Source organism: Winogradskyella sp. (assembly GCF_003712105.1).
In the GTDB taxonomy this organism is placed as follows: Bacteria; Bacteroidota; Bacteroidia; order Flavobacteriales; family Flavobacteriaceae; genus Winogradskyella.
In genome coordinates, this window is record NZ_RHLG01000005.1 from 237,118 (window position 1) to 253,538 (window position 16,421).

The following is a 16,421-nucleotide window of genomic DNA, read 5'->3' on the forward strand; positions in this document are numbered from 1 at the left end:
TAGGGTAACTCTATTTAACTGTTACTAAATTTTCTCTATTTTTTATAAGTTGTGTTTTAATTTCTTCAGCTCGTTGTTCTGTAACACCATAATCTCGCATAACATACATTGCTATAATAGTTCCTACCATTGGGAAGAAACAGAAAAATGCATGTAAACCATCCACAGCAGATTGTTGTTCTATAGTTGGTAAATCTGGATTAAATCCTACTAACGTTACTATAAGACCACTAAGTCCACCAGCAATAGCAAAACCAACTTTCACCATCCACCAGTAAATGGCCCCAAAAACACCTTCGCGACGTAAGCCTGTATTTAATTCGTCTATATCAATGACATCTGCTGTCATTGACATCATTATTGTAAACAAGCTGCCTATTCCAAAAGAAAAGAATGGCAATGCAATAATATACATCCATGGTTTACCAGGTATAAATAAAAACCATAATAAAATATAGCCTATAACAGAAATCCCTTGAGAGATCATGAACGCCTTTCTCTTACCAAAAACTTTAGACATCCAAGTAACAACTGGTATCACGATAAATGTAGTACCAAGTGCACCGAGACAACCAAATAACGACACCCAATACCCACTTGCGGATGCGTCGCCATTAAATAATTTATATACTATTACAAAAAATGTTAGTGCAGCAACAGTATTGAAGGCGTTAAAAATAAAGAAGGTAGCTACACATAACTTTTTAAACTCTTTTATTTTGAATGCTTCTCTAAAACTCGAAAATATCTTATTTAAGCTCTTGGAGATATTTTTAATATCTATAGGTTCATAATCTTCATTAAGTGTTGATTTACTCTTAATGAATAGTGCCGGAACCATAGCACATATAGCACATGGTATTGCAACCCAAACTGCTAGTTGTCTCGCAGCTACTTCAGCTGAAGGGAACCAATTAGGGTCGTACATGATAATCCAAAATAATGGTGCAATTACCCAAGCCCATTGCCCTATCCATTGTGCCACTGCCATTATGTTGGTACGTTCATGAAAATCACTACTCATTTCATAACCCATGGCAACATATGGAACACTAAATATCGTAAGCCCAAAGTAAAATACAATTGACCATAAAAAGAAATACCAGAAATTATATTGTAAGGAGTTTTCTTTAAAAAGTTGCCACATGAAGATATACGAAATACCCATTAGGATTGCTCCTATAAAGACATATTGTCTTCTACGTCCCCATTTAGATTTTGTATTATCAGAAATGAAACCCATTATAGGGTCTGTGATAGCATCAAATATTCGTGGTAAGAAAAATATAATTCCCCACATCCATCCAGGAAAACCAAGGCTTTCAACTAATACAATCATGAAAATCCCAAGGATTGCAGGAAACATTTGATTGGCAAGCATGCCAATACCAAAGGCTATTTTTTGGCCTAAAGGAACTTTACCTTGATACATAACCGTTACTATTATGCTTCATTAATTTCTTTATAGTTGTTGTTTGAAAAATTTGATTAAAAAACACCTCTACAGTTTTTCTTAGTGTAAATTTTAATACGATCTACTTCTGTAGCTCCTGATGGAATTTCTTCTAGCTTTAGACCAGGGAAATTTTCTTCTTCATTCCATTTTTCAATAGTGGAGCTAAAAAATGAAGATGTGGAAGCATCTGCCTCATAGATAATTAAATCATACGCTTCACCTAAGTCTCCTCCAAAACGCGTTACTACTTGCCATTCTCCATCTCTTTTATAAGATGTATTTGTATGATCGGATTGTGGATAATATCTATCATCAGTAGGTCTAATCATTACCCATATGTCTTTACTATGATTCTCAGGGTAAACGCCCATAGTGAGAATACGACAGTTCACTGAATCCTGATCTATTGGTGAAATTACTTTAACTGAATTCACCGGACCACTTATTTCTAGCTTGTTACCCGTTGTAATTTGCTCAATTTGGCTATGACTATATCCAGCACCAGAATAACTTGTATACATTACCATTAAAACACCTAATATGCCTAATGGTACACCAACTTTAGTACTTACTAATCTAGCCTCAGAGCCTTTTCTTTTTATACTGCTTAATATTGCAATTATTATTAGAATAATTCCAATTAATAATATGATTTCCTTTGTTGACATTTTGATTTCGTATTTGTTAAAGGCAAAAAAACTACCTTTTATAATTTGTTACTTAACACTCACACTTTAGACATACTCTACAAATAATTTATAGTTTACCACGTCTTTGTTCAAGTTCTTCTTTAATTTCTTTAGCACGTGTTTCAGACAGACTGTATTTCCACATCACCCAAATTGCTAAGGCTGCTGTAACTACTGGAAAAACAATATCTGCAATTCTAAGGCTTACTAAAGTTTCTTCAGATTGTGTTGCTAAACCACCATCGAAACCAATAAATTGCAATACAAGACCTCCAAATACCAATGCTAAACCTTGGCCTAATTTTACAACCCACCAGTACAATGCACCAAAAGTTCCTTCTTTACGAGGCATACCATTTACCAATTCATCCAAATCACATACATCAGCCGTCATAGACATCATAAGTGTAAACAAACTTCCTAAACCAAAAGACATTAACGGAATAGGAATAAACATTAACCAAGGATTTTCTGGTGTGAAAGTCCACCATTTTATAATATAACCTACAATAGAAATTGCCGTTGCGATTATAAAGGCTTTCTTTTTACCCCATTTAGTTGCCATTGCAGATACTATTGGAATTACGAAGAAGGCGGAAACCAAAGCACCTATAGAACCAAACCAAGCCGGCCATGTTCCTGTTGCTCCATAATCACCATTAAATAGATAAAAAACAATGATGAAAAAACTAAAAGACGCTACGATTTGATAGCCATTGAATACTAAGAATGTAGCGCCACAAAGCTTCATAAATGGTTTGTTTTTTACAGCTTCACCAATACTAGCTATTAAATCTTTGAGGTTACTAAAGATAGAAGTTAATGACAGTTTTTTTCTGTCTTCCATATTTCCTGCATCAATTCCTCGGCAAAATATAGCTGGGAGTAATCCTAAAAGCAAACAGCCTAAACCAACATATAGTGCTAATGTTCTTATACCAATAGCCTGACTTTCAAAAAGGTTTTCATTTGGTATCATAGGCCAAAACCATGGTACAATAACCCAAGCAATTAAACCTACGGTTTGAGAAAACGCCATTAACTTGGTACGTTCATTATAATCTGTAGTCATTTCAAAACCAAGACCTACTAAAGGTGTAGCAAACATGGTATTACCAATTAAAAAGACTAAAGACATTATTAAGAAATACCAAAAATTAAAAGTCGCAGTATTATTTTCATCCATTTGCCAAAGCAAAACGAAAAATACAGCACTAAGAATAGCACCGGCGAATATATATGGTCTTCTACGTCCATATTTTGAACTCGTATTATCTGATATAAAACCCATTACAGGATCAGTAATGGCATCAAAAATTCGTGGCAATCCTCCTAATATACCAGCTTGAACAGGGTCCATTCCAAAAACTGTTAATAGGAAAAACATGAATACACCTAATGCACCAGGCAATAGGTTAAGCACTAAATGACCTGCACCGAAAGCAGCCTTTTGGCCTAAAGGCACTTTATCTACTGCAGCTGTTTTTTGGTTTGACATAGTTATTGATTTTTTAGTTAGTTAACATTATGGTTTGTAGTGCTTGCGCACTTATATGGATTTCTTTGATTTTGCCATTGAATGTGAGGTTAAATTTTTGGGGAGATTTGCCTTCATTGAAAGCAATAACTGCTATACTACCATCTGGATTTTGGGCAGCAGTAACTTGAAGTTGCTGATTTGGATTATCAACTTTTACCACTTCAGCATCAGGGCGAATATACTTGCTAAAATGAGCCATTACATAATACAATGGCGTATAGTAAACCTCATCTTTATCAGGATCTACTATTATTGGAGCGATACACCAATTCTTGAACCAATTTGGGCCACCTTGTTTGTCTAAAACCATATTCCAATCAACCCAACCGTCAACCCAATTGTTTAAACAACCAATTATATCGCGCGCATAACGGTTTACAGGTGAGTATTTTGGATGAAGGTATTTTTCTTCTTCACCAGCCCAATCCCAGCCCCAATCTGTTGCTTCTTTTTTCCAGTACCAAGGATCGTCTTGCCATACTGGTACCTCTGCGTCGATACAGCCTTCAGTTTCTATAAGATACTTGTTTGGTGCTTTAGCATGCGCATATTGTAAATCTTCTGGAAAGACCTCAAATGTACTTTCGTACCAATGTATTGCTGTACCATCATAATATTTAGAAGACGCTTCAGTCGCATACATTACATCTACCCATTCTTTAATACCGGCTCTATTTTGGTCATATCCTAAAATGATTTTATCGCCTTTACCATCTGCTTCAAGTTTTGGACCTAAATGATTTTGGACAAAATCGGTCATTTCTTCTGGTGTAAAGTGCATGCTTTCCCAGTTATTTCCGTTTCCATGTGGTTCATTTTCTACTGTAAAACCCCAAAGTGGAATTCCCTGCTCTTCATAAGCATCTACATATTTGGAGAAAAATAGTGCCCATGTGTCGTAATATTCTGGTAATAATTTTCCACCAACCCATTCATTATTATCTTTCATCCATGGCGGTGCAGTCCAAGGAGAAGCAAACAGCTTAAATCCATCTTTAGATGATGCCATGGCTTCTTTAATCATAGGGATTAAATCATCCATATCTTCTTTAACCGAAAAATCTTTAAGCTCTTTATCTGGTGTTGGTGTGTAAGAATATTGGTTTAATGAGAAGTCGCATGAATTCATATGTGTTCGACATAGTGAATAGTTTGCACCATCTTCAGCAAAATAGGCATTTATGATTTCGTCTCTATTTTTTTTGCTTAAACGGTTTAATAAATATGCCGAAGACTCAGTAAATGCACCTCCAAATCCGGTAATTTTTTGAAACCTTGTAGTTGTATCAATCTTAATGGTATCCGCTACGCCTTCTATGTCAGCTTTAAATTCGGTAATCTGGGTTAATTTATTTCCACTTTCGGAAGTTTCAAAAACTGTAACTTCTAATTGATTATCCTTTTCGCTACAACTCATTACTAATGCTAATAAACAGATGATGTGATACTTAATTGGTTTCATTTTATTAAAATTTTGGGCGAGTATTAATGTGTCGCCATGATTTCTTCTTTGGTTGGTGGCACCAATACATCTTTCATCAATTCTTCTTTGTCTCCATTATAGGTCTTTGTAATTGGCTTTCCACCTCGTGTTAATCCTTCAAAAATTCCCTTATCTACCAAATCCCAAATTGCATATTTCGCTTTACCCTCTAGTGTAAATAATCCGAAGTGGTTTTCTGATCCTTTTGAATTACGGGCATCTTTCCAACGTTCATTAAAAGCTTCGAAATAAAAACAAGAAATACCTGCTCTGTTAGTCCACTCACGCATTTGTTGATGGAATAAGCCTTCTTTGTACTCATCAGTTGCTCTTGACCCATTATTACCATAATGTCCATTAGATATTGAAGCCCATCCAGTTTCGCCAATATGCACTGGTTTATTTGCACCTATACTTTTCATATAATTGGTAACACTATCGTACTGGCGTTTTGAGAATTTAATAGAGCGTTCCATTGCCATCTCAATCTTGGTGATATCTGGCACATCTTTGTGTGCATCCGGAACACCCCAAAATTCAGGATTGTAATGTGTATTATGATAAGGGTAAGTATGCATTGAGATATAATCTACGGCTTTAATTAATTCGTCTAAAGCCTCTACGTGATATTTAGAATCTCCGCCGCCCCAAGATGAAAAATCATCCGAGCTTGTAATCCATAAATCTTTTGATAACTTACCTTCTGCTTTTAAATCTTGTAAATAATTAACCCATTTTAGGATTACATCAGGTTGAACATAATAGCTTGTTGCCCATTTTACCATGGCTTCATTACCTACAGCAATCACCTTAACAATATCTGGATACTTATTAGCCAAGGCAACAGCTCTATTGATTTCTCCTTCGTTATTAGGACTCTCAATATCATGGTTAGGTGCTTTATCTGTCCAAGCGTTTAAACAATCTATCCATGCACCTAGCATTACGTACATTTCAAAATTTGGATCTTCAGCTTTCAACTCTGAAATAGCTTTTAGAACATTAGATGCATGTGGTAATTTTGGCTGAACATTGTATGTTCTTAGCACTTTAATACCCATTGCTGAAAGAATCTTCATATCTTCCTTTAATTGCGGAATTGTAGGTTGACTATCTCTGGATTTCTTTCGATAACCTCCATAGGAAATAGCTAAATAATCTGGATTTCCTAATATATCCTTAGCACTCACTTTTTTTGTTGTCGGCATAATCTCCTCTTTTCGTTTTTGATTGCAAGCCATGATGAATACTACTAACATTAAATAAATTGGTATGTTGAGCTTCATCTTTTTCATCTTACTTTAGTATTTGTGGGTTGATATTTACTTTTATAGTTTCTATTTCTTCTGTTCTGCTGAATAGTTTATCACTCAATTCAGCATTTAACACTAAGCCATCTATAACTTCTGCCGAATCAGTATTGGCAATACTTATTTCTATACTATTAGCCTCAGAAATATTGTAAACTATTGGTACTTGACAATATGTAAATGCCAAATTATTCTTAGTTAACTCTAATGATTTTGATTCACCAGAAACAGTAATATATTGGAATGTTTTGCTAGACTCTAAGAACTCTTCTTTTCTTAGCAAGCAAGGGTTAAATGTTAGTTGTCCTTTGATGACAAATACACCTAACTCACCTATTCTACTCAAAATATCTTCTTTCACTTGTCCTGTCATTCCAGGTTGTTGTGCACCTTTGCCAGCAGGAGTGTGAGAATATGGATCTGTTGGGAACGCACCATATAACTGTGGTGGTTTATGAGCGCCAATTCCTTCATTGATTTCGTAATAGTGCTCTAATAATCGTCCTATAGTTTCTGCGCTTTCATTGTCTTCTACAGCTTTAATACAGCACTCAAATACTGCTAGTTGTAATTTTGAAACCATATGCCAGTAGATAGAACCTAAACCTTCATAGCCATAAAATGTCCCAGAACGACCGGTAAACGCTTTATGATTAAATGCTTCTTCATAGATGTCAAGAATATCTTCTAACTCTGCATTAACCAATTCAGTATAATTCTCGTTTAAGCCTTCAAGACCTTCTTTTAAGCTACCGCCATTATTAAAGTTTCCGTTAAAATGATAATCACCATTAACATCTTTTGTAATTACTTGACGATTACCATCTTCAATGAGGCTCATTAATAATTTTGAATTCTCCACTCGACTCTTGGAAATATTATTCTTTTCCATGAAACGTGGTAAATCTTTATTTGGATATAATAAGTAACTGTATTGATCAGGCCTAAATATTTTACTATTCTTCATACTGTCTAATGCTTCAAGAGCTTCAACAGAACTTAAATACCCTGAGCTTAAAGCTGCAACTTGACCTTCTAACATTTCTTCTAAATACGAAACTTTAACTTCGTCATCGTATATAGTAATTAGATTATAAGCGTGATGCATATTATCTTCTCTTCTATTCGCATCAATAGTGTGCTCTAAAAAGTTTAAGGTTGTATTAATAAAACTTAAGAGCTCTTCTTTATTTATAGATGTTTTGTAACCAGAAAATGCGTTATCGTAAATTTTGGTTCTATAATCACCACCTGCGTTACCTAAACCATCTAGTACAGATTTTCTGTCTTTATCTGATATACTATTAGCCAGAAGGTATTCATTATTTTTTAGTGTATTGTTCGTAGCGTCGAAGAATAGCTTTAATTCTTCAGAGATGTCAAATTCACTTGAATTTGAATCCTCAACTGTAGTATTAAAAAACTTTAGGAACCGTCTCAAATAATTTAGTGTAACCATTGATACACCATTACCAACTAAAGCATTATTTGCATCATTCCATTCAGGCCGTTGTGTATTTAACCAAATACCAGCTTCAGGAACAAAGTTAGAAACCTTTGCAAGTACAGTAGCTAAAATCTTCTCAATAAAATTTACTTTATGTATAAAGAAATTCTTATCTCTTAACAACGCACCATCAGCACCCAATTGCTCTCTTTTAACATGAATTTGCTCATCCGAAGCGTCATCAAAATCTATGGTGTCTTTAGGGTTTTTAAGTATGTCTGCATACGGTTTAATCCTGTAAGGTACGTTAGCGTAAACGAATAAATCCTTTTCGAAAAAACTAGATAATTTGCCTGGCTTATGGTCTTCAATAAACTCTAAAAATTTTAATAGGTAGATGATTTGGTGGTCACCCCAATAACCAATGTAAGACCATGGATCATCTGGTTCTATAGTTTCCCAATCAAAACCGTCTTTAGTTACACGGTATGGATTGTATCCATCAAAAGTTGTAGCATTAAGAAACTTGTGAATCATACTTTCTACAAACTCCGGATAAGCGTGTGCTAAAGCTTCCCAATTTTGAAAAATATCTCTCCAGTTACCCTCGTAATCTAAAACTTTAGAGCCATCTATTTCATTTCTGGTATTAATAGAAAACTTGTTCCAAGGTCGACTTGGATCTCCATGTCTTCTACTAAACTTAAGTGGCATATATTCTAGACAGAGCCTTCTGAAGTTTTTATCATCACTTGCATAGGCTATATCTCTTAAGTAAAATAAACTAAATGTCTCTGGTAAATCATTTAGTAAACCTTCTGATTTTGCAAATACTTTTTTATTGGCTTTTGCGATATAATTTTTAAAATCCCACTTTTCGATGGTATAGTTATCATCAAAGATTCCACCACGCATGATATTAAAAAGTGTATTTGAAAAATGTCTTGTATCTCTTTGACTATCTCTAGTTAATTGCAATGCGTCTGATGATGCATTAAGTGCTATTAATTTTTTTGTACCAGAATCTATATCATTATCTACTTTGTTAGAAAGAGCATCATCATTTTTAATTTCATGAATTAATTTTACTACATCACTATGGTCTTGGTTTACATTAGCGACAGTAATCCATTGTTCATGAGATTTACCTTGTAGTTGAATTTGAGCATTAATAAAATATGCTCCTTTTTCTGCTTTTACATCTATCTCTTCATTAATCTCACCTTGTGTTCTAAAATCGTCTAATTGTAATGACGAAACCAAATACTTAGGGTTTTCGAGACCTCTTGACCAAATCGTGTTTGCTTTAAGTGCTTCACTTGGTTCAGCTTTATCTACAATTATAGCACTAAGAGCAAAAATACCTAACCCGTATTCTTTTTCTAATTGATTGCGTTTGTAAGCATCAACAAGATTACTCACTCGTGTTTGGGTATCAGAAGGCACACCATATGGCAATACATTTTGTAATCCATCAAGAATTTTAATTCCCATTGATGAGTTACCGGTATTACTTAGTGTAGACTTTTTTACAAATCCGTAGATGTCACTAGAATTCCATTCGTAACGAAAACTAAGATTAAGACTATGGTTTATCTCTTCGAAAATAATTTTGTTGCCATAAATATTTTTGTAGAGATTACGAGACACATTATAAAGCCCTTGCTGTCTCATCGAGAAAGGCTCCCACAAATATTGATTGTCAATCCAGAAAATAGATTTGCTACCTGTTATTTCTGCCGATTCTGTAATCTTATCATCAGTATAATATGGAAATAAAGAGTATTCGCTATTTTTTCTTCCTGCAGAGACACCTCCATTACTTGATATAAACATCCAGTGGTTCGAATCACTAACGATACTCATGAAAAAAGGTCTCATTCTATCAACATTAGGGATTTTGAAAAACTCCTCGTTATTGATATTTACTATAGCTAGATTAGCTTCTTTATTCAATTCACCTAGTTCTTTTACAGCCAATGCCATTCTTTTAATTATAGATTTTGGATTATGAGAGATGAAATACGGCTTCAATAATGTGTTATTGTTAAAGCCGTATTTAATTTATTATTTGGTTATTGTTTTTTACAGTTGAATTATGTCATCAAAGTAATATATATCACCATCGCATGGTGCATTTCTTTCAAAGTAAATAATCATACTTTTAAAAGTTCCTGTAACCCCGGTAAAGTCGAAAGTTAATTCCTGCCATTCACCGACTTGCGTTATAGATGCTACCCTATCGAATGCTGGATTAACATTTGGGAAAGGCATAAACTCTAATCGCAATGTAACGTCAGTAATTTGAGTTTCAGCAAATACTTTCATTGTAAAAATTTTGCTAACTGCTGGATCGTTAAAATCTAAAGCAGTATTTAATTCTTGACCAAGACCAGCAAAAGTGAAACAGCCTGGTGTCTTTTCATATCTTTGAACACTACAACTAGGGTTAACAGCATCTTGAAGCGGATTAAGTACTACAAAACCAGCTGTATTTCCAAAAGCATCAAAAGTAGTAGCATCGTCAGAAGATAAGAATGTCCAATTTAAATTCCCATTTGCTGGATCAATATTTTCGGATGCTTCACAGTTAATAGTAAATGTATCTTCGAAAGTATCGGAGTTTCCATTATCATCAAAAGCGGTAAGCCTCACTGTAAATGTTCCGTTATCAAAAGTCACCTCTGGGCTTTCAACAGTAGATGTGGTACCATTACCAAAATCCCATAAGTAACTCGTGGCGTTATTAGAAATGTTACTAAACGTTATATCACGAGCAACAACTTCGCTAGTAAATAATGCTTCTAAACCTCCAAGGTTTACACCACTTTCGTTCTCTTCACATGACACAGCAAGTAGCGAAATTGAAATTGCAATTAAAAAAAGCTTTTGTATTGAATATTTATATAATTTCATGATTCTCTCTTTTTTTAGTTATAAACTCTTACATAGTCCACAAACATGCTTTGAGGAAATATCGTATCAGCATTAGGTGGTCCTGGTAAATTACCTCCAACAGCTACATTAAGCAGCATATAAAAAGGTCTATCAAACACCCATTCTCCCAATCCATTTGTTTCATCAGCTACGTCTTCTGGAGTAAGAGATTGATATAATACGTCATCTACATAAAAATTGATGCGCCCTGGACCCCATTCTATACCAAATATGTGAAAATCAGTATCAAAACGATTACCTTCTAAGACATATTCTTTTGATATAGATTCACCACCAGAGTACTCAGGTCCATGAATGGTACCAAAAATCTCACTTGGACTATCACCTAAGTATTCCATGATGTCTATTTCTCCTATAAAAGGCCATACTTCCGATGGACTGTCTGGTACACCAAGCATCCAAAATGCTGGCCAATACCCTTGTCCGTAAGGAACACGAATTCGAGCTTCAAATCGACCGTACTGCTGCTCAAATAAACCTTCAGTTTTTAACCTTGCTGATGTATAATCTGAACCTTCAAAACTCTCTTCTCGAGCCGTAATAATTAGTACTCCATTTTCTACTCTTACATTTTCTGGTCTATCGGTGTAGTATTGTAATTCGTTATTTCCCCATCCAGGTAGTCCTTGAGCAGAACCATCTCCTAAATCAAAAGTCCATCGCGATCTGTCTACAGAGCCTTCTGTATCAAAATTATCTTCCCAGATTAAGTTATTCAATGTTACTACTTCCTGAGTTTCGTCTAAATCACATGTAAAAAGTATCGTTAGTGAGGCTAATGCCAGTATACTTAGTGATTTGCTTTTATTAAATCTTATTTTCATTTTTAAATGTTTATCAAATTACCTTTTTACATACTATAGAAATACACATTATCAACCCATATGTCTGATATCGTACCATCAGAAACGAAGAATAATTGTCCTATACTTGAAAAATCAACTGCTCCTGAAAAGCTAGATAGAGGTATATCTAAGCTCAACCAACCATCACTATTTGTATTAGACAAGGCCGTAGAATTCAATATAAAATCTCCTCCTGCAACTGGTCCACCTGAGAAAGTTCCACTTTCTAATGATATTCTCATAAAATCAGATGCATCAACGTTTTCTCTAATATTAATATCTATATGTAAATGTGTTGTTGCACTAACATCTACTAATGGTACTGTTTCATATGTCCCTATACTTACAAAGTTTAATTGGGTGTAGTTGATTATATTATCTGGTGATCCATCTGGGAAATCTACACTAATATCTACATTATTTGGATCATTACCAGCACCTCCTTGTGTTGTTGCAAATAGGAAGAAGCCATTATAATGTCTTACTGGTTCATTTGTATAAGCATCACTAAATAATGATACTACATTTTGTGCATTTGCTGGCGGAATTGGAGCATGAGGAAATACACCGTTAGATGTTAACTCTATAGACCCATTCGCTTGAACACTCTGTAATGTAGCGTTTATTGTCGTAGTGCCTGATGAACCAACCACTGTGACTAATCCTGTTTCATCAACTGTTGCTACAGAACTGTTTGACGACTCATAATCAAAATATGATGGTGATGTATTCACAGTTATATTTTGCCCATCACTAGTGTTAAATGTTGATGATGTACCATCAATTTGCCTAGTAGTATCAACAAAAGATTGAATAACTTGATCTTGCCCATTAAGAATCTCTGCCTCAACTAAAAGATTTGTTCCTAAGGTTTCGAATCTAATTTCATCTAACCAAAACGTCCACCCAACTTCATTTCCATTTGGTCCATCACCCAAAATATCGAATCCACCTGCCGCAAATAAAAACATTCCTTTTTCCTGAACTAACTTAGAAGCATCAGGTATAGGAATAATATATTTTTGCCAAGTTGTCGTTAATTGAATATTGCTTCGGCTTGCTGGGAATTGACCATCTAAGAAATCAGTTCCAAAACCTACTTCACCAAGTGTTCCAGAAACTGAACCTCTTGCATAGAATGTAAGCGCATCATATTCTGTTAAGTTTCTTCCATTTCCACGGTCACGGAAAATACCTCCGATAAAACTACCATTTGGGTCATTAGAAGCGGGAACATCTATACGAATAGATGATGTGCCTTCAAATGCTACATTATCATCGGTTCCAAAACCTTCAGTATTTGCTCCACCAGCTGGGTCAAATGATATAAAAAACTCATCTGTTAATCCCACTGGGTTATCTGTGTATACTTCTGCAGTATTTGGGAAAGTTGCTAAAACCGCATCATCAGATATATCTCTATCGCAACTTACCACCGTAAATATTAAGGCTATCGCACTTAAAATCGTGTAATTTAAATTCTTCGTTTTCATTGCTTTTTATTTTCCTATATTAATATGTACATATGTTCTTATCTCCCATTCAGATCCATCAGGAAAACCAACAGGGCTTAAAGGCGGCACAGCATTGAAAGTTCCTGCAGGTACCGCTGTAGGCGAATATCTGTTAGAAAACTCATCTAAAGAACGCCATGTACCTCTGATACCGATTTTTGTACTAGGTAGTAAAAACCAATCAGGCTTTCCTACATTCAGTGATACATCTAACATTAATTGTAGAGGATACGTTAAGTTAAAATCTCTATGGTAATCAAATGGTCCCCAATCGTTAACCTTAACATGAGAATCAAAACTAAATTTCTTATAGATACCTCTTATGTTTCCTCCAAATCTCTTAATTAATCTGTCGCTATCTCCATTTGCTTGTCCATTTCCGTAGTAGAAGTTTCCAATAAGTCCTAAATCAGGGCTTAACTTAGATACCATTCTTGAGTGTACTTCCCATAAATCTTCAGCAGGCGCTGAATTTGGGAAAGCAAAGAATTGACGCGTAGCTAGGAAACCAATATGTGCATCCATCTGAGTTGGTAAATGACGATAAACAAAACCAAGATTCATTGCAAATTTCGCATCCTCTGATCTATCATTATCCCATTCGTACATCCAAGTACCTGGTGTTGGATCATATGTTAAAAGTATCTCACCTGCTGTTGTTTCTCTATTCCAACGCACTGCAAAAGGATCGTCAATTACATTACGTAATCTACCTGCTCCACCTACATTATTAGGCATTGGATCAACAAGTGGTTTTTGATATAAGAAGTTTGGTGCTATTTGGAATTTACCAGTACTATACGTCAAACCTGATAAAACGTTTACTTGGTTTCCACTTCCTGTATCTTTAAGTTTCCATCCGGTAAAAGTTTGAGTTTGGTCAGCTCCACCATTTGCAACTAGACCCATGTAAGCAGCTTGACCATACCAATTAAACTTTCCTCCTTGGTACATCACTTTGAACTTTCCACCCCAGTTATCGCTAGATTTAACTCTGTCTTGAAAAACAGTATAATTTCCTGGAGTTCCTGTAAAGTCTTGATAAGTCGTTCCGTTTAATGGACTACCAGCCCAGATACCACCTACCATGATGTCAAATTTACCTACCTCGCGTTCAACAACTAAGGTCGCTCTTTCTGTTGGGAAGGCAGGAATTATACCAGATCTAACTTGATTAGCGTCCAAAACACGTCTTCCACTGCCGTCTAATGTTATATCTGTTTCAAAATCTCTATGGTAAATACCTGTTACATCATAATTACCAAGTTTTTTATGGTACTTGAATAACATTGTTGGGTTAGCACCCCACCATAACTGTGGTCCAATTGCAGCTTTTAAACCATCAAAAACACCTTTACCATCTATCTCTGCACCTAAAATTTCACCACCATAAATGTCTAAGTTTGGACCATAATTTGCCTCTGGATATAAACCGAAGAAATCACCTTCATAACCCCAATGGTAATGACCAGTTCTGTAGAATGCTCTTAAATCGAACTCTTGAGTATTCCACTCAGCTTCAGCTTGGTAAAGTGTTACTCTATCCCCTTCATTTGTTATTTCATTAGTATTAGAATCTACAGTTAATCGTCTAGTGATTGTTTCGTAAAATATTTCGTCTATAGGATTTCTTGCCACATTTCCAACTGCATTAAACACTACCTCTGCTCTAACATTAGAAGCAGGCTTTCCTTCAATTCCAATGAAAAAGGATTGCATATGATCAAATCCTAATTGGTTAGGGTTAGCTTCTGGTTGTGTAGGATCTGGCGTTTCTGGTGTAGAGATTAAGCTTCCACCTGTACTGTATGTAGAAAAATTAGCAGATAATCTACTTAAACTTAGTTTTTCAGCATCTCCACCGCCAAGTGCTGCTTTATCACCTCTTGCTTTTAGAACAGCACCCATTAGGCTAATGTTCTTGAAATAGTTTTCCACAAAACCAGCGTCTACACCTTCATCATATGGATTAAGGTTATGAGCTTCTTTTAACGCATAATATGCTGCTCTTGGATATAATGTGTATAGACCTCTACTATTAGTTGGTCCTTTAGCACAAATACCAAACCACTCTTCGTTCATGTTATTTGCTCCAGGATAAGCTTCGTCTAACTTATAACCTCCTGCATTCCAAGTCGATTCTGTTTGATGTGTGTCAGCATCTTTTCTATCATCAAATCCAGCTTTCCACCATCCGTCTGAAAATTGGAACGTGAAACCACCTAAAGAATTCTGAGCTCCACCAACTCCTGCGGCATTAGCATAGATTTCTTCCCAATTTTTCACCATATAGTATGCTTGCATTTTTTGGTCTTCTTGTCTTTCTATTGCATTGAACGCATCAGAACCAAACTCAGTAAACATAATTGGCTTACCATACTCTTTCTTTACTCTATCGAAAGCATCGCCAAAAGATTCACCTCTATACATATTAGTACCGTAAATATCCACATCTGGACATTCTTCGGCAATTATATTTAAGAACAATAAATCACCATTACAAATTGCAACTGGGTGATTAGGATCAATCGCCTTCATTGCTTTGGTAGCCTCATTCATTAACTTGTACATAGGACGTCCTCTCAACTCACCAACAGCATTAATCTTTTCTTCACCATCAGGGAAATCTTCTGTCTCTGCACCTTGCCAAAATAAACCATAGTTATTTTCATTACCTATGAGATATAAAAGGATACCTGGCGTATTTTTGTACTCGGTAACCATATTGGTAATTTCAGACATTAGTATTTCTTTTGTGCGCTCATCGTTGTAGTCTGTGATTGGAGTCCACACTCCATCAATAGTTAATCCGTAACGACCAAAAGAGTCATTTAACATGGTGTAAATACCATAGTTTTCATAAATGTATTTTACCCACTTTGCAGGCACCCCAGTATACTGACGTATAACATTAACATTCATGTTTTGTAAAAGTGACATCTCGGCATCTAGGCCAGCCTTAATTATGTCATCTGATTTTTTGTAAAATTCTGCATTTACAACATTGGTACCGATAGGAACATAATCCCAATTCATACCATTCATCATAAAGTCTTTGCCGTCGACAACTAACTTAGCTCCATCTGGACCTTCCACTACTCTAACCTGTGATGATTGAGCAAAAACAGAAACTGTAATTAGCGTCAGTAATAAGCCAATGATTTTTTTCTTCATTATGT

The 16,421-nt window shown here is 35.3% G+C and carries 10 protein-coding genes; all 10 read right to left on the reverse strand.

What is annotated here, in order from left to right:
* Positions 1-10: 10 nt before the first annotated feature.
* Positions 11-1,432, reverse strand: coding sequence for an MFS transporter (locus ED556_RS12475; RefSeq protein ID WP_296324350.1), 1,422 nt, complete (start codon positions 1,430-1,432; stop codon positions 11-13).
* A gap of 56 nt (positions 1,433-1,488) precedes the next feature.
* A complete protein-coding gene (locus ED556_RS12480) occupies positions 1,489-2,124 on the reverse strand; it encodes a hypothetical protein (RefSeq protein ID WP_296324352.1) in 636 nt (211 codons plus the stop codon).
* An 88-nt stretch (positions 2,125-2,212) separates the two neighbouring features.
* Positions 2,213-3,643, reverse strand: coding sequence for an MFS transporter (locus tag ED556_RS12485; RefSeq protein ID WP_296324355.1), 1,431 nt, complete (start codon positions 3,641-3,643; stop codon positions 2,213-2,215).
* A 13-nt stretch (positions 3,644-3,656) separates the two neighbouring features.
* Positions 3,657-5,147, reverse strand: coding sequence for a glycoside hydrolase family 30 protein (locus tag ED556_RS12490; protein WP_296324358.1), 1,491 nt, complete (start codon positions 5,145-5,147; stop codon positions 3,657-3,659).
* Positions 5,148-5,170: 23 nt separating this feature from the next.
* Entirely contained in the window at positions 5,171-6,454 is a 1,284-nt protein-coding gene (locus tag ED556_RS12495) for a glycosyl hydrolase family 17 protein (RefSeq protein ID WP_296324362.1), read from the reverse strand.
* A 10-nt stretch (positions 6,455-6,464) separates the two neighbouring features.
* Complete coding sequence (locus ED556_RS12500) at positions 6,465-9,911, reverse strand: hypothetical protein (RefSeq protein ID WP_296324562.1); 3,447 nt, start codon at positions 9,909-9,911, stop codon at positions 6,465-6,467.
* A gap of 99 nt (positions 9,912-10,010) precedes the next feature.
* Positions 10,011-10,841 (reverse strand): PKD domain-containing protein, encoded by an 831-nt coding sequence (locus ED556_RS12505; protein ID WP_296324365.1) that lies wholly within the window; start codon positions 10,839-10,841, stop codon positions 10,011-10,013.
* Between the two features lie 14 nt (positions 10,842-10,855).
* Positions 10,856-11,707, reverse strand: coding sequence for a glycoside hydrolase family 16 protein (locus tag ED556_RS12510; protein WP_296324368.1), 852 nt, complete (start codon positions 11,705-11,707; stop codon positions 10,856-10,858).
* Positions 11,708-11,733: 26 nt separating this feature from the next.
* On the reverse strand, positions 11,734-13,221 hold the full coding sequence (locus ED556_RS12515) for an Ig-like domain-containing protein (protein WP_296324371.1): 1,488 nt from the start codon (positions 13,219-13,221) through the stop codon (positions 11,734-11,736).
* 6 nt (positions 13,222-13,227) lie between these two features.
* Positions 13,228-16,416 carry a glycoside hydrolase family 2 TIM barrel-domain containing protein gene (locus ED556_RS12520; RefSeq protein WP_296324374.1) on the reverse strand — a complete coding sequence of 1,063 codons (3,189 nt, stop codon included), beginning with the start codon at positions 16,414-16,416 and terminating at the stop codon, positions 13,228-13,230.
* Positions 16,417-16,421: the final 5 nt, after the last annotated feature.

What these genes read in the sequence shown, in the direction of transcription:
- ED556_RS12510 (WP_296324368.1), bottom strand. Translation starts at nt 11,707, where the DNA reads ATGAAAATAAGATTTAATAAAAGCAAATCACTAAGTATACTGGCATTA.
- ED556_RS12505 (WP_296324365.1), bottom strand. Translation starts at nt 10,841, where the DNA reads ATGAAATTATATAAATATTCAATACAAAAGCTTTTTTTAATTGCAATT.
- ED556_RS12485 (WP_296324355.1), bottom strand. Translation starts at nt 3,643, where the DNA reads ATGTCAAACCAAAAAACAGCTGCAGTAGATAAAGTGCCTTTAGGCCAA.
- ED556_RS12475 (WP_296324350.1), bottom strand. Translation starts at nt 1,432, where the DNA reads ATGTATCAAGGTAAAGTTCCTTTAGGCCAAAAAATAGCCTTTGGTATT.
- ED556_RS12495 (WP_296324362.1), bottom strand. Translation starts at nt 6,454, where the DNA reads ATGAAGCTCAACATACCAATTTATTTAATGTTAGTAGTATTCATCATG.
- ED556_RS12500 (WP_296324562.1), bottom strand. Translation starts at nt 9,911, where the DNA reads ATGGCATTGGCTGTAAAAGAACTAGGTGAATTGAATAAAGAAGCTAAT.
- ED556_RS12520 (WP_296324374.1), bottom strand. Translation starts at nt 16,416, where the DNA reads ATGAAGAAAAAAATCATTGGCTTATTACTGACGCTAATTACAGTTTCT.
- ED556_RS12515 (WP_296324371.1), bottom strand. Translation starts at nt 13,221, where the DNA reads ATGAAAACGAAGAATTTAAATTACACGATTTTAAGTGCGATAGCCTTA.
- ED556_RS12480 (WP_296324352.1), bottom strand. Translation starts at nt 2,124, where the DNA reads ATGTCAACAAAGGAAATCATATTATTAATTGGAATTATTCTAATAATA.
- ED556_RS12490 (WP_296324358.1), bottom strand. Translation starts at nt 5,147, where the DNA reads ATGAAACCAATTAAGTATCACATCATCTGTTTATTAGCATTAGTAATG.